Raw genomic sequence first — 20030 nt, forward strand, 5'->3', positions numbered from 1 at the left:
AGGAAATAGTCATGCCACTTCTCTTACTATCATACGGTACAAGTATGAAGAATATGTAAATATGTTATTAAAGATTGTAAATTTATCAATCACCTATCCTGCTTAGCTGATCAGTGATGTACCTCTCAACTTTCTTTTTCATTTCCGTGAAAAAGCGGTATAATTATGTGTTGAAAGATTAAAGAGGTGTTTTTAAAATGAAAAAAACCATTTCACCCGCGTTTGATCCGTGGGAAAGCTATATGGATATCGATCAGTCCGGCTCTGCCCGGCTGTCTAATATTGAGTTTACAACGACGACACTCTGCAATATGCGCTGCGAGCATTGTGCGGTCGGCTATACTCTTCAAACAAAGGATCCTGAGGCTCTGCCTCTTTCGCTGCTACTGTCACGCCTGGAGGAAATTCCACATTTGCGCGCGATCAGCATCACAGGCGGCGAACCGATGCTCTCCAAAAAATCGGTTGAACAGTATGTAAAACCATTGCTCAAATATGCCCACGAACGCGGTGTTTATACCCAAATGAATTCCAATTTGACGATTGATGCCGGGCGTTATGAAGAGATTGCGCCTTTTCTTGATGTTCTTCATATTTCCCATAACTGGGGCACTGTAGACGATTTTGTGGAAGCCGGGTTTGCAAATATGGAGCGCAAACCTTCCTATAGCCAGCGCGAAAAGCTATTTGACCGAATGATCGAAAACAGCCGGATTTTATCCGAGGCAAATGTGATGGTATCGGCCGAGACGATGCTGAATAAACGGACTCTTCCCCATCTTGAACACATTCACAAACAAATTGTTGGGGAAATGAAATGTGCCCGCCATGAGGTTCATCCGATGTATCCAAGTGATTTTGCCAGCGCGCTTGAATCTTTGACGCTTGACGAAACCCGCAGCGCGATCCATCACTTGCTTGATGTTCGTGATCCAGGTGTGTGGATGCTGTTCGGAACACTTCCGTTTTTTGCGTGCAGTTCGAATGAGCGCGATCGTGAACTTCTAACCCGTCTGCACCAGGAACCGCTGGTGACCGTGCGCAATGATCCGGATGGACGCTCACGATTAAATGTGAATATTTTTTCCGGTGATGTGATCGTAACCGATTTTGCAGATGCACCGTCGCTTGGCAATATTGCAGACAACTCTCTTCAATCTTCTTTTGAAACGTGGAACCATTCTGCATTGGCAAAGGAAATTGCCTGCCATTGCTCGTCCGTACGGTGTTTAGGCCCGAATTTACTTGTTAAAAAAGCTTATTATCCAGATACAGATTTTACAACACAAACAGCTTGGATAGAAAGAAAGGAAGTACAGCAATGAAAAAAGAAAAAGCGATTTTTGCCGGTGGATGTTTTTGGTGCATGGTCAAGCCGTTTGACCAATGGGACGGCATTGAATCCGTCATTTCCGGTTACACAGGCGGCCACACGGAAAATCCGACGTATGAGGAAGTAAAGGCCGGCGGTACCGGCCATAAAGAAGCAGTTGAAATCATCTACGATGCCGATATTATTTCATATGAGCAAATCCTTGAGGTATACTGGCAGCAAATTGATCCAACCGATGACGAAGGACAGTTCCAGGACCGGGGTGACTCTTACCGGGCCGTTATCTTTTATTTGTCTCCTGAGCAGCACAAAGCGGCCGAGGAGTCCAAGCGAAAACTGGCAGAGAGCGGTATGTTTAAAAAGCCGGTTGTGACGCCTATTTTACCGGCTGGTCCGTTTTATCCGGCGGAAGACTATCATCAGAATTTTTATCAAACACACGAGGAAGAATATAAAGCGGACCGGGCACAGTCCGGCCGCGATGAATTTTTAAATGAGCATTGGACAGATCATGAAACGAAGCATTAAGTCAGATGCTGTTGCCGGCTGGATTAAAGATCAAATCGTGCGTGGCAAATGGGCGATTGGCACGAAGATTCCAAGCCAGCGTGTTTTGGCAGAAGAACTGTCTGTAAACCGGAGCACGGTTGTAGCGGCGCTCGAACAGCTGAAAGCGGCCGGTATTATCGAGGGCGTGATGGGAAAAGGAACGATTGTAGCGAGCGATACATGGTCGCTTCTCGCTGCCCTGCCTGCAGAAGATAAAGTACAATCTTTACCAGCAGATACCGGAATTATTGACTTAAGCAAAGGTGAGCTTGCCGAAGATGTTTTTCCGGAAAATTATTTAAATGATGTGCTCAGCCGGCTGTCTGGAAAAATCCATTCACTCGGGTATGAAGACCGGGGCGGTTATGAGCCGCTTCGTGAGGCCATTGCCGGGTATATGACCCGGCAGGGAACCAAGGTAGCGCCGTCTTCTATTTTAATTGTGTCTGGTGCTATGCAGGGATTTGGCTTGATTGCATCCGGCCTGCTTGAGCGGGGATCTTCTGTTTTACTCGAAGAGCCTTCTTATCTATACTCCATCCGTACTTTTCAGTCGCTTGGCATGTCACTCAAAGGCATTGAGATGGATAGCGAAGGAGTAAAACTGGATTCACTTCAGAATACTTGGATGTCCGGCCAAAAAGGAGCGCTTTATACCATTCCCTGCTTTCATAACCCGACCGGTATTTTAATGAGCGAAACAAGAAGAAAAGAAGTGCTGTCTTTTTGCAGCACGAACCGCCTTCCTGTAATTGAAGATGACATTTATCGTGATTTATGGCTCGATGAACCGCCGCCGCCTTCTTTAAAATCAATGGATGAGACCGGTAACGTGCTTTATATTGGCAGCTTGTCAAAAACATTGAGTCCCGGCCTGCGGATCGGCTGGATCGCCGGCTCTGAGTCCGTTATTGAACGGCTGGCAGACTTGAAAATGCAGGCTGATTACGGAACGAGTTCCCTCTCGCAGCGTGTAGCAGCCGAGTGGCTTGGTGAAGGGCTCTATGAGCATCACCTTGAATATGTCCGTAAAGAGCTGAAAAAGCGGCGGCAGGCGGCTTCTGAGTCGCTTCAGCGGCACCTGTCGGATGTCGCGCAATGGACAATGCCGAACGGCGGTTTTTTTGTCTGGCTTCGCTTGAACCAGCCTATTTCTTTAAAAGAGTTATATACAGAAGCATTAAATGAAGGGATTTTATTTCATCCGGGAAGTATTTATACAGAGGGTACGTCACGGGCGATTCGACTGTCCTACGGCTATGCCAGGCCTGATCAATTTGAAGAAGGCATCAAACGGATGAAAAAGTGGATTGTTGCTTTATCAAAATAACTAAAGGAGTATCACACATGGTCATTACAGAACATACACTTGAAAAAATAGAAGATCCATTTGGCATTTTAGAGGGAGATCGATACGAATATCGCCTTTTTGCTTCCGTAGATGAAGAGGATGAGTTGTATTCACCGGAAGGCTTTTATATCCGCGTTTTGTACGCAGTAACGGAATCTGGCCAGCACATAGCCGGTTTGTTTTTGCATAACCGCATAGATGACAGCGTATTGGATTTTGAACTAGAAGAAGATGAAGTGGAAATGGTTCGCGAATACTGCGCTGCCCACCTTTCCTAAACAGTAAAAACCCCGTCTGCTCTATCAATGCGGACGGGGTTTTTACATAACTTCACTGACGGCCGTTTCCGTGACGATCAATCCCTTCCTCCTTATTGGGCTTTTTGAATATATAACTTCATCTGCTCTTCTGTTAAGTTGTGCATAAAGCGGTAAAACGGAATTTTTTTAATTCCAAACGCCTTGCACATTTCCAAATAATATTCATATGCTTCCCGGTACATCTCCATATTTTCCACCCCTTCTGTTATATAACAATTTATTTTTGTATAAATTAATATATAACAGTATGAAAGGGTTGTCAATTTCTTTCAATAAAAAAAAGCAGAAAGATTTCTGCTTTTTTAACGAATCATCACTTCGTCTTCATCTTCTGGATCTACGGCCTGATCAATAAATACTTTTGTCCGGATGAACCATTTATGTGTTTCATCGGTTTTAGGACCCTGCAAAGGAATCTTGATAGAAAATGGAACCTTATGTGCCTCACTTGCTTTTATATTCCGTTTAAATGGCAGGATCACTTCTTGGAAATGTTTTTCGTGCCATGAAAAATCACTGTCTTCCTTTACTTCTTCATACTGAAGATAAAGCAATATTTGAACTTTATCAATCGGCTCTTCCACTTTTCCTCCCTTTATGTAGACATAGCCGTTTATCGTTTCTCCCGGCGATACCGCTTTTTGATCTATCATTGTATCTACTTTAATGCTTCCTATGCCAATGCTCGAAAAAAAATCTTTCCACATGTACAGTTCCTCCTGTTTTTATTTTTCTTTTCCCCGAACAGATTGTTTTTATGACGTTTTTTTAATTATTTTATTTGAATTTTGCACATAATGCATTATTAACAAAATAACGGTAAGCGGTCAAAATTCTTTTTTCCATATTGGATAAAAAAACTTGGTTCCTTTTTTATTGTATGGAAGCAGCTTCATGTCGGCGATTAAATGAGATAAGTATGCAAGCATTAAAACGGTTTGAAGTCCCTGAATCGGAAATCTTCGGGCAATTTCAGCGGCAACAAAATAAAACAGAAGCAACCCGATAAAAGAGTGCGTCCATGTCCGATGAGAAACAACAGAAGCAAATATAATGAATAGTCCATTGTAAACAATCCATGTTTCCTGTATGTACCACCCTGCATAAGCGGCGACCGCGCCGGTTAAAAACAATGATGTTCTTTGCTTAATAAACAGTCTTGGCAGAAGCAGCAGTCCAAGACTGACAAGAAAGCCGGTTACCTGTTTTACACCGAACAGCATAAAGTAACTGTATAAAGCCAGCAGCACACCGGCTGCCGCAAAAAACAACACGAGCCATTTCTTTTCTACCGTAATTTTATTTGCCAGCTTTCCGTTCACATCCAGATCGGGAACTAACGCGGTAACTGCTCCGGCAAAACCGAAAAGAGCTGTTTCAACGATTGAAGACTGCGACCAGACAGCTATGCCCACCCCCGTAGCAGCTCCAATCGCCATATGAGAAGATCCTTTCATGATTCCTCGTCCTTTCATCATATAAAAAGCCGCCCTTTTACCGGACGGCTTTTTACTTTTATAAATTGTCCATAACTTGAAGCATCCAGTCTTGTACTGCTTCAATATGCTCTGTAGAAATTTCCATTTCGCATAATACAGTGCCCTTGCCGATAATTTTCAGCACTGGAACAATGGCCGGCTTTTTAGGGTTGTAAGAATAAACAACCGTATCGATGTGTTTGATCGGTATCCGCGTATTCGTTACCATCCCTGTGCTTTTTAAGTATCCATTTTCTACTTTCACGCAGTTTTTCTTCCAGCTGTAGGATGATTCGGTTACAATTGCCTGCGCCTGCTCGTCTGTAAAAATTGCCATCTTTATTGATAACTCCTTTTTGTTCACCGCGACTACTTAAAAATAACAGCTTCTATTCCATTTGTAAATACCATTCTAAAGTTTACATAATACTATTACCGTTCATTTAGGCACAAAAAAATAAAACGGAACTTATTCCGTTTTACATCACTTTTGCTTTGATAAACACTTGTGGGTTTTGCGCTTTTATCGCTTTTACGAAACGGTTTGGGTTGCGCAGAATAAAAAAGTAAGAAACATTTGAACGGGTATAAACCGCAATCCGTTCCTTTTTGACGTAAGGACGGATAATATATTTTTCAAAAAAGGATGCATCCTTTGATATTTCACCCATTTCAAAAACTTCCACAATCTCATTCGTTGGAATAGAGGTTTCCTGGGTGCCATTTTTAACAACAAGCACTCCTTCTTCTACTTTATGTCCAGAGAATACACGGCTTGCCCATACTATTCCAGCAATCATTGCAACGACAGCTGCTGCCATATAGATCATACTCATCCTCCTGATCGTTCATTATTCATCTATTTGCCACCCTTATTTTACTCGTTTTTTCTAAAAAAACACCTATTTCCTTCAGAAAAATGTAGCATTTTTGTGACAAATAACCATAATGATATTGACAGCGCTTGCAAATTATGCTTTTTTAAAAAAGACTCTAAAAATGTAAAACAGGTGAAGCGTTTGCTTCACCTGTTATGGTTTCATTCAGAATTATTGTTTTTCAACGTTAGCAGCTTGTGGGCCACGTGGTCCTTCAACCACTTCAAATGTCACATTTTGACCTTCTTCAAGTGATTTGTAGCCTTCACCTTGAATAGCTGAGAAATGAACGAATACATCGTCCTGTCCTTCAACTTCGATAAAACCGAAGCCTTTTTCTGCGTTAAACCATTTTACTTTACCTTCTAGCATGTTATGTCCTCCTCGCGCTTAATACGCAAATCTTTTCTTGCTGTTTGCTGCTATTTCAAGATGAAGCACGTAATGTGATATCATTTGAAACGAACGAACAACTGTCTTTACTATATCATCTTTTTTTAGGCGGTGCAACCGCAATCTTTCCATTTTTCTCAATTTCAAGCATCCTTGCTATCTGCAAAAGATGAGCTGGAATATCCCATTTTATCGTACGGTCCGGGTAGACCCACATGCGGATGATATCAAGCTTATCAAGACCGGTCTCAAGCTTTGACACAACCCATTTCATGCGGTCAAGTCCTGGATTGGCCATAATAAACAAGCTTGGGTTTTCAGCTTCTCCCTGAGCACGAATCAGCTTTTCAATCTGGTCTCCTGTATTTCCCCGCAACTGGTTGTTGTCATAAACCATGCCTTCCTGCTGGCGTTTTCCGCGTGAACCTTTACACTTTATGTAAGCGTACCAGTCCTGTTTAGCGGCGATTAGATCATGGCTCCCGGCTGCGGCTTCAAGCTGGACCGTCCATCCTTGAGCCATTAAATGCTCCGTTACGGCTTCAAGTACTTCTTCCTGTGTTAGAACAAATTCATCCGGCACTTTTAATCGTTCAAGACTAATCGGCACATGTCTTCCCCCCTTTTCTTTTCATATTACATTCCACCCGCATGCCTGGTTTCCCTTCTCAGCGCAGAATTTTCCGCATAATCTGCACGCGATTTTCATAAGGAGGATACAAAAACGGCATGGAAAGCGACGTTTTTTTGCGCAGAATGCTTTTTTTATGGGAAAAAAGATCGAAGCTTGCTTTTCCATGATAGGCATTCATGCCGGAAGGCCCGACGCCGCCAAACGGAAGATGCGGACTTGATACGTGAAGAAGCGTATCATTGATCGTGGCACCGCCAAACGGAATGGAAGAAACAAGCTTTTCTTCAATTGCTGCCTTTTTTGTAAACGCGTAAAGCGCCAGCGGTTTAGGAAGCTGTTTGACTCTCTTAATGGCCTCATCGAGCTCCGTATAAGTAAGAACAGGCAAAATCGGGCCGAATATCTCTTCTTCCATTAATACATCGTCCCACTCTGCTTCAACCACAGCAGGCGCAATAAACAAGTCTTCTCTGTCTGCCGCGCCGCCCATAAGAAGGCGCCCGTCCGTCCGCTCGAGCATAGCGTGCAGCCGGTTAAACTGCCGTTCATTGACAATACGCGCAAAATCAGGACTTTCCTGCGGCGCTGCTCCGTAAAAATCATGCACAGCAAGCTGCAGTTCTTTCAAAAAAGCCCCCTTTGCATTTTGATGTACGAGCACATAATCTGGTGCTACACATGTCTGGCCGGCGTTTGTAAATTTCCCCCATGCAATCCGGCGGGCGGCTTGTTTTAAATCAGCTGAATAGTCTACGAAAGCCGGACTTTTGCCGCCGAGCTCCAGTGTAACGGGAATCAGCTGCTTAGCTGCTGCACTCATTACTACTTTTGCCGTTGAGGCACTTCCGGTAAAGAATATATAATCAAAAGGAGCTTCTAGCAAAGCGGTAACCGTTTCTTTTCCTCCTTCCTGGACACCGATAAACCCGGGCTCAAAAAGTTCTTCTAAAAGGCTTTTAATCACAGCAGAGGTGTGCGGGGTGCTTTCGGAGGGCTTGACCACAACAGTATTTCCAGCTGCAACGGCACCGATCAGCGGTTCAAGAACCAATTGAAACGGATAATTAAACGGGCCGATGATAAGAATACTCCCGTACGGCTCCGGAATAATATAGCTTTCCGCCGGCTGCTGGTATAAAGGAGTAGCGACTTTTTCCGCCGCTGCCCATTCCTTCAGATGATTCTGCATGTATCGAATACTTTCATATAAGAAACCAATTTCTGTGGTATACGCTTCAAAGGCACTTTTGCGTAGATCTCGGTGCAGTGCTGCTGAAATCTCGTTTTCATACTTTTTTATCGCTTGCTTTAACTCTGTCAGGCGCTCGATTCGCCAATCGATACTTTGGGTGACGCCTGAATCAAAAAAATTCTTCTGGGCCTGCATCATATCGGCCATATTCATGCTTATCAACCCCTGTATGTATATTTCTTTTAGTTTAACAGTCTCCTATAGGAGCGTCAAAAAACACCTTCAAATTTGGGGTAAAGTGCGCTATGATGACACAGAGAGGTGAAGGTTGTGAACATATTGCTTTGGACAGCTGGTGCCGCCATTCAAGCAGCAGCAATGTCGATTTTTTTATTTCCGCACGCCATTTCTTCCGGTGGTGCAGCAGGTATCAGCATTATGATGAATCATGTGCTTCACACTCCTTATGCGGCAACAATCTGGGGAGTGAACGCCATCATGATCGTCCTGGCCTTTAAATGGCTTGGCTTGAAAACAGCGGCCGGCACCATGTATTGTGTATCGGTTACAGCGACCATTATTCATTTTTTAACACCGGTCTTTATTGTTCCACCCGCAACAATTTGGCTTGATCTTCCGGCCGGCGCCCTTTTGTTTGGAATTGGGCTTGGCATCCTGTTTAAAGCCGGTGCTTCTTCCGGCGGTATGGATATCGCGGCGCTTATTCTGTCAAAATGGCGGAACTGGGCACCGGGACGAACGTTATTTTACATAAACACGCTGATTTTAATTGCAACGGGAATCGTGGTTGATGTTAAAACCATCCTCTATGCGATTGTCTGTCAATGGATCGCATCACGGGTGATTGATTTTATTCAATCTGCTATGGTTTATCCTGTGCAAAAAAAGGCGCTTCCGAAGCAGTAGCTTCAGGAAGCGCCTTTTTTATTTGTCGTTCATCGCTGTTTTTAACGTTTCAATGTTTTGTTTCATAATCGACATATAATCCTGTTTCTGTTCAATATCTTCTTCTGTGAGTGTAGCGAGATTGTGAAGGCGGAGAGAATCTGCTCCAATTTCGTCTTGAATCACCTTAGCAATTTTAGGCGTTACGTTTTGCTCGAAAATCATGTAGTGAATATTATGCTCTTTCGCTGTATCGGCCAAATCTTTCAGCTCTTTCTGTGACGGCTCATCCGTAGACGATATGCCGGCCACACTCAGCTGTTCAATGCCGTATGATTTTTCCCAGTAACCGTACGCTGCATGAGACACGAGAATTTCCTTATGTGCTGCTGTATCTGCCATTGCATGGAAATCTTCATCCAGCTGCTCAAGTTCCGCTGTCAGCGCCTCATAGTTTTTTGTATAAAGTGCTTCTTCATCCGGATTTAGTTCAACCAGTTCTTCCTTTACAATTTCGGCCATTTGTTCTGCTAACAGCGGATCCAGCCAGATGTGCGGGTCCACTCCACTGTGATTATGCCCATCTTCTGATTCATGGCTGTGCTCTTCTGCTGCTTCTTCTGATTCATGATTCTGCTCTTCCGCTGCTTCTTCCGATTCACCGCTATGTTCTTCTGTCCCGTGGTCATGTGCCGAATCAAGGTCCACCTGCTCCCCTACATTTACCACATGCACATCTTCAGAAGAAAGGGTCTCGGTTACCTTATCTGCAAACGGCTCCAACTGAAGGCCGTTATACAGGAATAAATCAGCTCCAGCAATATCTAATATCGTTTTAGATGTTGGTTCATACGTATGCTCATCTGCTCCTGCAGGCAGCATGCTTTCTACTTTCACCGTATCACCGCCGATGCGCTGGGTAAAATATTGAAGCGGATAAATCGTTGTATAAACCGTCAATGTGTCATCCGCTGCTTTTTTTGTATCCGCTGCTTCGTTTTCTTCATTTCCGCAAGCTGCCAGCATTAAAAGCAAGCCAGCTGCTGCTGCTGTCCATTTTTTCACTTGTATATCCTCCAGAATCAAATGTTTCTTTAATAATATAGTAATGATTCCGATTTGTAAACAGTAATTGTTACGATTTAAAAAAGCACCCACCAAAAGGTGGGTGCCTGCTCGTTATTTCGTTAAAATAATCGGCTCGCCTCTCGTGACAATAACCGTATGTTCAATTTGCGCTACTCGGCTTCCGTCTGGTGTTACAAACGTCCATCCATCTCCTGACTCTTTAATCATATCGGCTTTTTCTGAAACGAACGGTTCAAACGCAATCACCATTCCTTCTTTTAAAAGCGCATTATCCCACGGATCAAAATAGTTTAAAATATGATCTGGTGCTTCATGGAGTGATTTGCCGATTCCATGCCCAGTTAAATTTTTAATGACCTCAAATCCATTGCGGCGCGCTTCATTTGCGACTGCTTTCCCAATTTGGTTTTGCTTTGCGCCTGCTTTGATTTTCATTAAGCCGCGCTCAAAAGCCTGCTCTGCCGTTTGGCATAATTTCGTTAAAATAGGATCGCCTTCGCCTACTACAAAGGAAATACCGGTGTCTGCAAAGTAGCCGTCGAGTGACCCAGAAACGTCAATATTTACAAGGTCTCCTTCTTGAATCACACGGCTTCCGGGGATACCGTGGGCCACTTCGTCATTTACACTAATACACGTAAAGCCCGGAAAATCGTACTCCCCTTTTGGCCCTGAAATCGCACCATGCTGCGCAAACAAGCGGCCGCCCAGTTCATCTATTTCTTTTGTAGTCACGCCTGGTTTTGTAAAAGCGCGCATTTCATCGCGAATCAACGCGACGATTTTTCCGATTTTTTGGAGTGCTTGAATATCTTCATCTGTTTTTACAATCATTAAGTCCATTCCTTCACTTTTAATTTTCCATTACTTATTATAGCAGAATGTTAAGAATCTGTTGAAAATATGTATGGATCATGTTTGATGCACCCATGCAATGTTAAACTAATACTATAAGCCGATACTATCCCGACCGAAGGAGTGATTTCGATGACGAAATGCATCATTTTTGATTTTGACGGTACCCTTTCTGATTCTATTCAAATATTTATAAAGGCATACAATGATTTTGCCGAAAAAGAGGGCTATAATCAAGTTTCAATTGAAGAACTTGATGATTTAAAAAAAATGAGCATTCCTGAGCGCTGCCGCCATTTAAATTTCCCAATGCGCAGCATCCCATTTGCGGCTCCGAAGCTGTATCGCTTTATACGTGAATCAAAGGCCTCTCTTCCGCTGTTCCCAGGCATTAAACAAATGCTTGATGAATTAAGCAGCCGCGGCATTCACATTGCGATCATTTCATCTAATGCATCAGATATTATTAACCACTGCTTAAAATCAAATGGGATTCATTACATTCATGATATCTTTTCTTCTAAGTACATCTTCAGTAAAGATAAAATGATCAAAAAATTATTGAAGCAGTACAATTATTCGCGGGAAGAGGTTTTTTATGTAGGCGATGAGCAGCGTGATATTGATGCCTGCATGAAAAGCGGGCTGCGGGCCGTCTGGGCGTCGTGGGGATACGACCATGAATCTCTCATTTCCGGCGAAGCGTCCAAAGCGGCTGTTCCAGACGACATTGTTGATTTTGCGCTGCGGACATAAAAAAAGTGCGGATCTTTAGTCCGCACTTTTTTAATGAACTGAACTTGCGGTGCTCTGCTTTCTCCCTCTTGCCCAGTGGATGCAGATCAGAAGCGTAACACCGATAATGACAGCCCCAAAAATATAAGGAAGCCCCATATTTACATCAAACAGGGTACCTGCAAGAGCTGGACCAATCATGTTGCCAATGCTCATGTAGGCGTTGTTCATACCGGCTGCAAACCCCTGCTCGCTTCCTGCCATTTTTGAAATGGTTGTGTTAATGGAGGGGCGCAGCAGGGAAGCAGCGGTAAAAAATACCGCTGAAATAAGTAAAATGGACGAGAAGCCGGTTGCAAATAAAATACCAAGCATCGAAACCGCTGCAACAACAAGCATCGTATTCATGACGCGAACTTCCCCAAATCGTTCCAGCACACGGTCAAGCACAAACGCCTGGACAACCACACCAATCAAGCCGCCGATTACCATTAAAATTGAAATGTCTGACGGGCTAAAGCCGAACTTTTGGTCGGTAAATAAGCTGATGGTAGATTGATAATTAGCCAGTCCAAAAGACAGTGTAAACATCATAACAAGCAAAATAAAATAAGGCTTTTTCAAAGAAAGCGCAAGCTGTTTCACAAGCGGATCCCGTTTTTTTACAATGGCTTGTACATGTTCTTTCGCTGGTTCACTCAAGAAAAAAGTGGAGATCAGCGCCGCCAGTGCCGCTACCGTACCGGCAATCATAAACGGCGCCCGAAGCCCGAATGCTGCCAGGAAGCCGCCGACACCCGGTCCCACTACAAATCCAAATGACATGGCCGCTCCAAGGCGCCCCATCCCTTTTGCCCGCGTTTCAACTGTTGTAATATCCGCCACAAATGCCATCATCGACGGAATCATAAAAGCGCCTCCGATACCGCCAATCACACGGGATGCATATAAAAGAGCAAGGTGATTAGAAAACGCGAATATGAATTGGGCGGCAGAAAACAGCAGAAGACCAAAAATAATAGATTTCTTCCGTCCGTATCGATCTGATAAGTCTCCAGCCAGCGGTGAAAATAAAAACTGGGCAAACGCAAACGTTGCAATTAAAAATCCAAATGTTTTTCCGCCGGCCCCAAATTCATGAATAATGGTTGGCATGATCGGAATCACCAGGCCAATTCCTGTCATGACGATAAACATATTCATCATTAAAATCAGCAGTGGAAACTGCTGAATATCTTGTCTTGACATGTACATCCTTCTTTCTTGTCTTAATAAATCGTTTTAGGCATTCTGCCGACTGCCTGTTCAAGCTCTTCAGCCATCGCTTTCATATGCGGCAGGCTTTTCAAATTAAAAAGCATCCCTGCTAGAACGGCGGCACGCGGGTTTACTTCAAGTAATTCTTTTTCTAAAAGCGCGATCGAGTCGAGTGCAAAAGAAGCATCCTGTTCCCCTTCAGCCAGGGCTTTCAGTTTTTTTATAAAATAAAGGGGATGAACACTTTCTGAATACAAACCGGCTTCCTTATCAGACCCGGAGGCTTTAAAAAACGGCTCTTGTTTGTTCTGAAGCATCCACAGGGCTGAGGCATTCAACTGCTGAAATAAATGCCGGGCAAGGCGGTCAAAATCGTGCTGGACGTCTTGTTCAATAATTTCTCCTAAGTACGATATCATCATTCCCTTTATGGAAGTGTTCAAATCTGGTGCATATGGAATGATTTCTTTTCCGTAGATAGCAGCAATCTGTCTTTCTGTCCGCTTTCTCAGCTGAATACTTTCCTGGCGGATAAAATCGTGCAAAGATGAATCTTCAAGGCCGCGTATTTCTTTTAGCTGCATCATAAAAAACTCCTGAAAGGCATAATAATGCCGCGCTCGAATGGCCATCTCCCGGATAAAATGTTCTTCATGGCTGTCTGACTCGTTTTTCGCCGCTGCAATTTGATCGTGCAGCACCTGATAGTAATACTTGAATATATCGGATAACAGTTCTTCTTTTGATTTGAAGTACGTGTACAAACTTCCCTTTGACAGCCCGCATACATCCGCAATCTGCTGCATGGACGTTTGATGAAAGCTCGTTGTTGAAAATAGCTTCATCGCCGTCAGCAGGATTTTTCTTTTTTTGCCATTCATTTTCTACACCAACCAAACAGTTTTTTAATTGACCGCGAAGTCAATCTTAGCATAGGCTGTCCTAAAACACACGGAAAATGTTTCGTAAAACGAAATAAATACCAAAAAAATACCCGAACGGTTTGTCCGGGTATCGGGTCACTGTCTGCCTGACTTCAGCAAGTCACGTATTTCTGTTAAAAGCTCTTCTTCTTTTGTTAAAGAAAGCGGTGCTTCTTCTTCTTTTTTTTCTTTTGTGTAAAGCTTATTAAACAATTTAATAAACAAAAAAACGGAAAATGAAATAATAACAAAATCCACAATAGTTTGAATGAAAATACCGTATTTCACCTCAGCCTTGCCAAATGTAAAAGACAAGCCTGAAAAGTCGATTCCGCCAACTAAAAGTCCAACAAGCGGCATGATCACATCAGCCACAAGGGAAGAAACAATTTTACCAAAAGCGGCTCCGAGGATCACCCCGACGGCTAAATCCATCACGTTGCCCCGCATCGCAAATGATTTAAATTCCTTCAGCATGGTCCTCCCTCCTTTCTGCTTCACTGTTTTATATCCTGCAAACAGGCATAAAAAACATTTTAGCAGAAAAGGAGCTTATTTTTCAGCAAGATCGTCTTTTTTCATTTTTTCCCTTCTATTCCATCTTTGCTCGGACTTAAAAAGCTTAATAAATAACGTAATAAAAAAAACTGGAACTGCATAAACCAATACATACAGAAAACCGGCCAGCCATTGCATATTCCCGCCCCCTCTGTTGATTGACTTTCAGTTTTTATATTATATAAGGTTTTTCTGTTTTATTGCAATCTCATTTGAATTTTGCACATAGTTAAATAAACATATTGAGGAACTTAAAAAGCTTCACGCTGTGAAGGCGTGAAGCTTTTAGTTAGGCTTCTTCTTTTTCCGTTACAAGAAGCTGTTCTACAGCGCCTTGTTCCTTTTCGTCTACAACAAATGAACCATTTGAATAACGGTCCACTTTTTTCAAAGTATGGACAACCACTTTTACATCCGGTCCTTTTTTCGTCCGTACATAATAGTCCCGGTCTTCATCAAGCTTTGCTGCACCGACAATACGGTGTGGATTTGTTTTCAACTCACGAAGCAGCACGACGCCGCGCTTGGCGCGTGTTGTCTGCTCGAATTGATCGAGCCCTCCCCGTTTTGCCGATCCGCGGTTTGTAACGGCGATAAACGACGTTTCGTCTCCGCTGTCCGACACAATAACCGCAACGGTATAATCTTCGTCTTTTAAGCTGATTCCTTTTACGCCGGCTGCACGCGGTCCAACCACAGGTACTTCTTCTTCTGGAAACCGCAGACCATAGCCGTAATGTGTAATCATTAAAATTTCACTGCTGCCGTCTGTAAGTGCCGCTGCACACACTTCATCGTCACCCTTGACATTCATAGCCGTCAATGCCCGTGAATAGCGCTGTACGCTCAGCTGCGAAAGCTCTGTCCGCTTAATCATGCCGTCTTTTGTGGCCAGCAGCACATATCGCTCGGCAGAAAAATCACGTACAGGAAAAGCCGCCACAATCGATTCATCCTTAAAGCCGCTGACCATACCCGATGCATGCTGGCCGGCGTCTTTCCAGCGAATATCCGGCAGCTCGTGTACCGGTAAATACAAGTAGCTGCCTTTATTTGTGAAAACGAGCAGCACATCTGTTGTATTCATTTCGCGCTTAAATAACAGCCCGTCCGATTCTTTCATGGCCGGAAGCCCGCCAGAAGCGGAATAAGAGCGCGTACCGGTCCGTTTAATGTATCCTTCCCGCGTAACAGAAACGATTACATCCTCACTTGGGATCATCGCTTTTTGATCGATTTTAATTTCCTGGATCTCCGCTTCGATCACCGTGCGGCGCTCGGTCGCATAGATTTTCTTCATATCTTTCAATTCACGCTTAATAACCGATTCAAGCTTTTTCGCACTTCCTAAAATGGCTTCCAGCTGCTTGATCGTTTTTTCAAGCTCAGCCGACTCTTTTTGAAGCGCGGTAATATCTGTGTTGGTTAAGCGGTAAAGCTGTAATGTCACAATTGCTTCAGCCTGCGGCTCCGTAAATTCAAATTGATCCATCAAGCGGTGTTTAGCGTCCTGTTTGTCTTTTGAAGAACGAATACAGGCAATCACTTCGTCCAAAATAGACAGTGCTTTGATCAGCCCCGCTACGATATGATGGCGGGCTTTTGCTCTCTCTAACTCATAAGCTGACCGGTTGGTTACCACTTCTTTTCTATGTTCAATATAAGCATCCAGCAGGCGGTGCAGTCCCATCAAAACAGGACGCTTATTGGCGATTGCAACCATGTTAAAGTTATACGAAATCTGCAGGTCCGTCGCTTTAAATAAATAATTTAAAATCAGCTCTGCATCTGCTTCTTTTTTCAAATCAATCACGACCCGCAGTCCGGTCCGGTCGGTCTCATCCCGAACCTCGGCGATACTGTCGAGCTTTCGATCGATGCGTAAATCATCCATTTTCTTTACAAGTGATGCTTTGTTTACTTCATATGGTATTTCTGTAATGACAATCCGCTGACGTCCTCCACGCATATCTTCAATTTCCGTTTTGGCGCGGACAATCATTTTTCCTTTTCCGGTTTTATATGCTTTTTCAATGCCGTCTACCCCTTGAATAATACCGCCGGTTGGAAAATCCGGACCCGGAAGAACAGTCATTAACTCCTCCACTGTGCAATCCGGTTTTTCCATCCGCATAATCACAGCGTCAATCACTTCATCAAGGCGGTGAGGAGGAATTTCCGTGGCATATCCTGCTGAGATCCCTGTTGATCCATTCACAAGCAGATTTGGAAATCTTGCCGGCAGCACAACCGGCTCATTGGTTGTTTCATCGAAGTTCGGAATAAAATCAACGGTTCTTTTTTCAATATCTGTCAGCAATTCACCGGCAATCGCTGACAGTCTTGTTTCGGTATAACGCATCGCAGCAGGGGGATCCCCATCGACCGATCCGTTGTTGCCATGCATTTCAATAAGCGGTGTCCGCATTTTCCAGTTCTGGCTCAAGCGGACCATTGCATCGTACACAGATGTATCACCATGAGGGTGATAATTACCGATTACGTTCCCGACCGTTTTGGCGGCTTTTCGGAACGGCTTTTGGTGCGTATTCCCCTCTGTATGCATAGAAAACAAAATACGGCGCTGTACCGGTTTGAGTCCATCCCGTGCATCCGGAAGCGCCCGTTCTTGAATAATGTATTTACTATACCGCCCGAATCGGTCACCAATGACGTCCTCAAGCGGCAAATCTTGAATGTGTTCACTTTCCAATTCGTTATTCCTCCCTGTTGCCAGCCAGCTGCTCATTTTCTAAAAGCGCGGCTTCCTCTTCCAATCCGAACGCCACATTGGATTCGATCCATTTTCTGCGCGGCTCTACTTTATCCCCCATCAGGACGGTTACACGACGCTCCGCCCGTGCGGCATCATCAATGGTCACCCGGATCAGCGTTCTTGTTTCAGGGTTCATTGTTGTTTCCCATAGCTGATCGGCATTCATCTCACCAAGACCCTTGTAACGCTGAATGGTGGTTCCTTTGCCCATTTTTTTGAGCAACCCATCGAGTTCACGCTCAGTCCACACATATTCTGTTACTTCTTTTTTTCCGGTTCCTTTTGATACTTTAAAAAGCGGCGGCATGGCAATATACACCTTCCCGCTGTCAATGAGCGGCTTCATATACCGGTAGAAAAACGTAAGCAGCAGCACTTGGATATGAGCGCCGTCTGTATCGGCGTCTGTCATTATCACAACTTTATCATAATTGGCATCATCCACGGCAAAGTCCGGGCCAACACCGGCGCCGATTGCATGGATAATAGTATTGATTTCCTCGTTTTTAAAAATATCCGCAAGCTTTGCTTTTTCTGTGTTAATGACTTTTCCACGAAGCGGCAGCACCGCTTGAAACTTGCGGTCGCGTCCTTGCTTCGCAGAGCCGCCGGCCGAGTCTCCTTCAACCAGGTACAGTTCATTACGCTCAGGATTGCGCGACTGGGCCGGCGTCAGCTTTCCGGACAGCACCGATTCCCCTTTTTTGCGCTTTTTGCCGTTCCGGGCATCTTCCCGGGCTTTGCGGGCAGCTTCTCTCGCCTGCGCCGCTTTGATCGCTTTTTTGATGAGAAGCGCACTTACACCCTGGTTTTCTTCAAGAAAATACAGCATTTTTTCAGATACGACTTGATCGACTGCCGAGCGGGCTTCCCCGGTTCCAAGCTTTCCTTTTGTTTGCCCCTCAAACTGGAGAAGATGCTCAGGGACGCGCACCGATACGATGGCCGTCAGCCCTTCTCGAATGTCCGTTCCTTCAAGGTTTTTATCTTTTTCCTTCAGCAGCCCGTTCTTACGCGCATATTCATTAAATGTACGCGTCATGGCTGCCCGCGCACCCGCTTCATGCGTACCGCCGTCTTTCGTGCGCACGTTGTTGACAAACGACAGCACGTTCTCAGAAAAGCCATCGTTAAACTGAAAAGCGAATTCTGCTTCGATCTCGTTCTGTGTTCCTTCAAACGACACAACTGGATGAAGCGCGTCTTTTTCTTCATTTAAATATTTAACAAACTCTTCAATCCCGTTCTCAAAAAAGTATTCTTCTTTTTGTTCACGGTCTTTTCGCTTGTCTTCTAACGTAATTTTCAAGCCTTTCAACAAAAATGCTGACTCTCTTAACCGTTCGCTCAGCGTGTCAAATTGAAAAACGGTCGTTGAAAAAATCGTTTCATCCGGCTTGAAATGAATTTGTGTCCCGGTTGATTTTGTTTTCCCTTTTTTCTCAAGTGTTGTGACTGGACGGCCGCCTTTTTCAAAACGCTGCTCGAATTGAAAGCCGTCCCGCCAAATCGTAACCGTCAGCGACTCAGACAGGGCGTTGACAACAGAAGCCCCTACCCCATGCAGGCCGCCGCTTGTTTTATAGCCGCCTTGTCCAAATTTTCCGCCTGCGTGAAGCACGGTTAAAATCACTTCCGTTGTCGGCTTGCCCGTGCGGTGCATGCCCGTTGGCATTCCGCGCCCGTAGTCACGTACACTGATTGAATTGTCTTTATGGATCGTAACGTTAATCTCGGTTCCATGTCCGCCAAGCGCTTCATCAACCGAGTTGTCAACGATTTCATACACCAAATGGTGAAGCCCACGGCTGTCTGTCGACCCTATATACATTCCAGGGCGCTTTCGAACCGCTTCAAGTCCCTCAAGAACCTGGATGGAGTCTTCATTGTAAGTTGATTGTTTTGTTGCATCCGCCATGAACTAAATCTCCTCTCTTTCCAACACCCGTACATAAAACGTATGTTCTTAACTATCATATCATAAAAAGCGGCGGTTCACCAATCTCTTTGCTGATTCCGTTTTAAAGAGTACGTTACTTTCCCTCGAGAATCAACCGAAATAATTTTACCGCCGCCGTAACCCTCGTGGTAAAATGAATGAGAATGTCATGCACATGATTATACAACACAAAAAGGGAGAATGAGAAATTGATTCCAGCACTTGTACTTATTATCGCCTACTTACTGGGCTCGATTCCTTCCGGTTTAATTGCAGGAAAAGCGTTTTTCGGCATAGATATACGGGAGCATGGAAGCGGGAATTTGGGCGCAACCAATTCGTTTCGCGTTCTCGGAAAAAAAGCCGGCGCCTTTGTGACAGCGGCAGATATTTTAAAAGGAACAGCCGCTGCCTCTATTCCGATTATTTTTGATGATACAGGGGTTCATGCCCTTTTGGCCGGCCTTGCCGCAGTGATCGGACACATCTTTCCCGTATTTGCCGGATTTCGCGGCGGCAAAGCAGTCGCCACATCAGCTGGTGTGCTCCTTGCGTACGAACCGCTTTTTTTCCTGCTTTTAATTGCGATCTTTTTAGTTGTTCTGCTGACCACAAAGTATGTATCTGTCGCATCCGTAACCGCTGCTGTAGCTGCCTTTATTTATGCGGTCATCCATACTTTTTATACGCAGGACATTCCGTTTTTAGCGGTTGTGACCGCTCTGGCTTTTTTCGTTGTTTACCGGCACCGGGCAAACATGACACGCCTTCGCAATGGGACAGAGCCTAAAATCCCATTAGGCGGGCGTAAATAAAAAACGGCTTGACTGTTGAAGTCAAGCCGTTTTTTGCCGAAATAATTCA

General features: G+C 44.3%; 22 protein-coding genes. 7 read left to right on the forward strand and 15 right to left on the reverse strand.

The features are described from left to right. Window positions 1-197 precede the first annotated feature (197 nt). Genes yfkAB through RIN81_RS05605 form a run of 4 tightly spaced genes read left to right on the forward strand, consistent with a single transcriptional unit; the run spans window position 198 to window position 3511 of the window. A complete protein-coding gene (gene yfkAB, locus RIN81_RS05590) occupies window positions 198-1325 on the forward strand; it encodes a radical SAM/CxCxxxxC motif protein YfkAB (protein ID WP_309088169.1) in 1128 nt (375 codons plus the stop codon). Then, window positions 1322-1861 carry a peptide-methionine (S)-S-oxide reductase MsrA gene (msrA, locus tag RIN81_RS05595; RefSeq protein WP_309088171.1) on the forward strand — a complete coding sequence of 180 codons (540 nt, stop codon included), beginning with the start codon at window positions 1322-1324 and terminating at the stop codon, window positions 1859-1861. The genes yfkAB and msrA overlap by 4 nt, the downstream gene beginning before the upstream one ends. Continuing rightward, window positions 1845-3212 (forward strand): aminotransferase-like domain-containing protein, encoded by a 1368-nt coding sequence (locus tag RIN81_RS05600; protein ID WP_309088173.1) that lies wholly within the window; start codon window positions 1845-1847, stop codon window positions 3210-3212. Before msrA ends, RIN81_RS05600 begins: the two co-directional genes overlap by 17 nt. A gap of 17 nt (window positions 3213-3229) precedes the next feature. Continuing rightward, window positions 3230-3511 carry a DUF6509 family protein gene (locus RIN81_RS05605; RefSeq protein ID WP_309088175.1) on the forward strand — a complete coding sequence of 94 codons (282 nt, stop codon included), beginning with the start codon at window positions 3230-3232 and terminating at the stop codon, window positions 3509-3511. Between the two features lie 92 nt (window positions 3512-3603). Here RIN81_RS05605 and RIN81_RS05610 read toward each other — a convergent pair whose 3' ends face one another. The 8 genes from RIN81_RS05610 to RIN81_RS05645 form a co-directional block, all read right to left on the reverse strand. After that, window positions 3604-3741, reverse strand: coding sequence for a hypothetical protein (locus RIN81_RS05610; RefSeq protein ID WP_242232960.1), 138 nt, complete (start codon window positions 3739-3741; stop codon window positions 3604-3606). 114 nt (window positions 3742-3855) lie between these two features. Further along, window positions 3856-4260 carry a sporulation protein gene (locus tag RIN81_RS05615; RefSeq protein ID WP_309088178.1) on the reverse strand — a complete coding sequence of 135 codons (405 nt, stop codon included), beginning with the start codon at window positions 4258-4260 and terminating at the stop codon, window positions 3856-3858. Between the two features lie 120 nt (window positions 4261-4380). Next, window positions 4381-5031 (reverse strand): metal-dependent hydrolase, encoded by a 651-nt coding sequence (locus tag RIN81_RS05620; RefSeq protein ID WP_309088180.1) that lies wholly within the window; start codon window positions 5029-5031, stop codon window positions 4381-4383. A gap of 37 nt (window positions 5032-5068) precedes the next feature. Continuing rightward, the gene (locus tag RIN81_RS05625) at window positions 5069-5368 is read right to left on the reverse strand and encodes a hypothetical protein (protein WP_309088182.1); all 300 of its coding nucleotides are present in this window, start codon (window positions 5366-5368) and stop codon (window positions 5069-5071) included. 142 nt (window positions 5369-5510) lie between these two features. Next, the gene (locus tag RIN81_RS05630) at window positions 5511-5861 is read right to left on the reverse strand and encodes a hypothetical protein (protein WP_242232964.1); all 351 of its coding nucleotides are present in this window, start codon (window positions 5859-5861) and stop codon (window positions 5511-5513) included. A 219-nt stretch (window positions 5862-6080) separates the two neighbouring features. Then, window positions 6081-6281, reverse strand: a complete 201-nt coding sequence (gene cspD, locus RIN81_RS05635) for a cold-shock protein CspD (protein WP_242232965.1) — start codon at window positions 6279-6281, stop codon at window positions 6081-6083. A 115-nt stretch (window positions 6282-6396) separates the two neighbouring features. Beyond that, window positions 6397-6912 (reverse strand): hypothetical protein, encoded by a 516-nt coding sequence (locus RIN81_RS05640; protein WP_309088184.1) that lies wholly within the window; start codon window positions 6910-6912, stop codon window positions 6397-6399. Between the two features lie 58 nt (window positions 6913-6970). Next, complete coding sequence (locus tag RIN81_RS05645) at window positions 6971-8341, reverse strand: aldehyde dehydrogenase (RefSeq protein ID WP_309088186.1); 1371 nt, start codon at window positions 8339-8341, stop codon at window positions 6971-6973. 117 nt (window positions 8342-8458) lie between these two features. Between RIN81_RS05645 and RIN81_RS05650 the strand changes: the two genes are divergently transcribed. Beyond that, window positions 8459-9055, forward strand: coding sequence for a YitT family protein (locus tag RIN81_RS05650; RefSeq protein WP_309088188.1), 597 nt, complete (start codon window positions 8459-8461; stop codon window positions 9053-9055). 18 nt (window positions 9056-9073) lie between these two features. On the opposite strand, the gene RIN81_RS05655 is transcribed toward RIN81_RS05650, so the two are convergent. Beyond that, on the reverse strand, window positions 9074-10099 hold the full coding sequence (locus RIN81_RS05655) for a metal ABC transporter solute-binding protein, Zn/Mn family (protein WP_309088190.1): 1026 nt from the start codon (window positions 10097-10099) through the stop codon (window positions 9074-9076). 114 nt (window positions 10100-10213) lie between these two features. Then, window positions 10214-10957: a type I methionyl aminopeptidase gene (map, locus tag RIN81_RS05660; protein ID WP_309088192.1), complete on the reverse strand. Its 744-nt coding sequence runs from the start codon at window positions 10955-10957 to the stop codon at window positions 10214-10216. Between the two features lie 153 nt (window positions 10958-11110). Here map and RIN81_RS05665 point away from each other — a divergent pair, with 153 nt between their 5' ends. Continuing rightward, window positions 11111-11734 (forward strand): HAD hydrolase-like protein, encoded by a 624-nt coding sequence (locus RIN81_RS05665; protein ID WP_251272357.1) that lies wholly within the window; start codon window positions 11111-11113, stop codon window positions 11732-11734. Window positions 11735-11764: 30 nt separating this feature from the next. Here the strand turns inward: RIN81_RS05665 and RIN81_RS05670 are convergent, their stop codons facing one another. From RIN81_RS05670 to parE, 5 genes are all read right to left on the reverse strand, one after another. After that, window positions 11765-12961 (reverse strand): MFS transporter, encoded by a 1197-nt coding sequence (locus RIN81_RS05670; protein ID WP_309088194.1) that lies wholly within the window; start codon window positions 12959-12961, stop codon window positions 11765-11767. Between the two features lie 20 nt (window positions 12962-12981). Then, complete coding sequence (locus tag RIN81_RS05675) at window positions 12982-13851, reverse strand: TetR/AcrR family transcriptional regulator (RefSeq protein WP_309088196.1); 870 nt, start codon at window positions 13849-13851, stop codon at window positions 12982-12984. Between the two features lie 138 nt (window positions 13852-13989). After that, entirely contained in the window at window positions 13990-14370 is a 381-nt protein-coding gene (gene mscL / locus RIN81_RS05680) for a large conductance mechanosensitive channel protein MscL (RefSeq protein WP_309088198.1), read from the reverse strand. A 370-nt stretch (window positions 14371-14740) separates the two neighbouring features. Continuing rightward, complete coding sequence (gene parC / locus RIN81_RS05685; RefSeq protein WP_309088200.1) at window positions 14741-17164, reverse strand: DNA topoisomerase IV subunit A; 2424 nt, start codon at window positions 17162-17164, stop codon at window positions 14741-14743. A gap of 4 nt (window positions 17165-17168) precedes the next feature. Continuing rightward, window positions 17169-19145 carry a DNA topoisomerase IV subunit B gene (parE, locus tag RIN81_RS05690; protein ID WP_309088202.1) on the reverse strand — a complete coding sequence of 659 codons (1977 nt, stop codon included), beginning with the start codon at window positions 19143-19145 and terminating at the stop codon, window positions 17169-17171. Between the two features lie 233 nt (window positions 19146-19378). Here parE and plsY point away from each other — a divergent pair, with 233 nt between their 5' ends. After that, a complete protein-coding gene (plsY, locus tag RIN81_RS05695; RefSeq protein WP_309088296.1) occupies window positions 19379-19981 on the forward strand; it encodes a glycerol-3-phosphate 1-O-acyltransferase PlsY in 603 nt (200 codons plus the stop codon). Window positions 19982-20030 lie beyond the last annotated feature (49 nt).

Source organism: Domibacillus sp. (assembly GCF_031181085.1).
In the GTDB taxonomy this organism is placed as follows: domain Bacteria; phylum Bacillota; class Bacilli; order Bacillales; family Domibacillaceae; genus Domibacillus.

Bases quoted from the DNA above. Each gene is read 5' to 3' on its own strand.
- yfkAB (WP_309088169.1), top strand. From the start codon at position 198: ATGAAAAAAACCATTTCACCCGCGTTTGATCCGTGGGAAAGCTATATG.
- RIN81_RS05610 (WP_242232960.1), bottom strand. From the start codon at position 3,741: ATGGAGATGTACCGGGAAGCATATGAATATTATTTGGAAATGTGCAAG.
- RIN81_RS05600 (WP_309088173.1), top strand. From the start codon at position 1,845: ATGAAACGAAGCATTAAGTCAGATGCTGTTGCCGGCTGGATTAAAGAT.
- mscL (WP_309088198.1), bottom strand. From the start codon at position 14,370: ATGCTGAAGGAATTTAAATCATTTGCGATGCGGGGCAACGTGATGGAT.
- msrA (WP_309088171.1), top strand. From the start codon at position 1,322: ATGAAAAAAGAAAAAGCGATTTTTGCCGGTGGATGTTTTTGGTGCATG.
- RIN81_RS05615 (WP_309088178.1), bottom strand. From the start codon at position 4,260: ATGTGGAAAGATTTTTTTTCGAGCATTGGCATAGGAAGCATTAAAGTA.
- map (WP_309088192.1), bottom strand. From the start codon at position 10,957: ATGATTGTAAAAACAGATGAAGATATTCAAGCACTCCAAAAAATCGGA.
- RIN81_RS05605 (WP_309088175.1), top strand. From the start codon at position 3,230: ATGGTCATTACAGAACATACACTTGAAAAAATAGAAGATCCATTTGGC.
- RIN81_RS05630 (WP_242232964.1), bottom strand. From the start codon at position 5,861: ATGATCTATATGGCAGCAGCTGTCGTTGCAATGATTGCTGGAATAGTA.
- RIN81_RS05620 (WP_309088180.1), bottom strand. From the start codon at position 5,031: ATGATGAAAGGACGAGGAATCATGAAAGGATCTTCTCATATGGCGATT.
- RIN81_RS05670 (WP_309088194.1), bottom strand. From the start codon at position 12,961: ATGTCAAGACAAGATATTCAGCAGTTTCCACTGCTGATTTTAATGATG.
- RIN81_RS05665 (WP_251272357.1), top strand. From the start codon at position 11,111: ATGACGAAATGCATCATTTTTGATTTTGACGGTACCCTTTCTGATTCT.
- RIN81_RS05675 (WP_309088196.1), bottom strand. From the start codon at position 13,851: ATGAATGGCAAAAAAAGAAAAATCCTGCTGACGGCGATGAAGCTATTT.
- RIN81_RS05625 (WP_309088182.1), bottom strand. From the start codon at position 5,368: ATGGCAATTTTTACAGACGAGCAGGCGCAGGCAATTGTAACCGAATCA.
- parE (WP_309088202.1), bottom strand. From the start codon at position 19,145: ATGGCGGATGCAACAAAACAATCAACTTACAATGAAGACTCCATCCAG.
- cspD (WP_242232965.1), bottom strand. From the start codon at position 6,281: ATGCTAGAAGGTAAAGTAAAATGGTTTAACGCAGAAAAAGGCTTCGGT.
- RIN81_RS05645 (WP_309088186.1), bottom strand. From the start codon at position 8,341: ATGAATATGGCCGATATGATGCAGGCCCAGAAGAATTTTTTTGATTCA.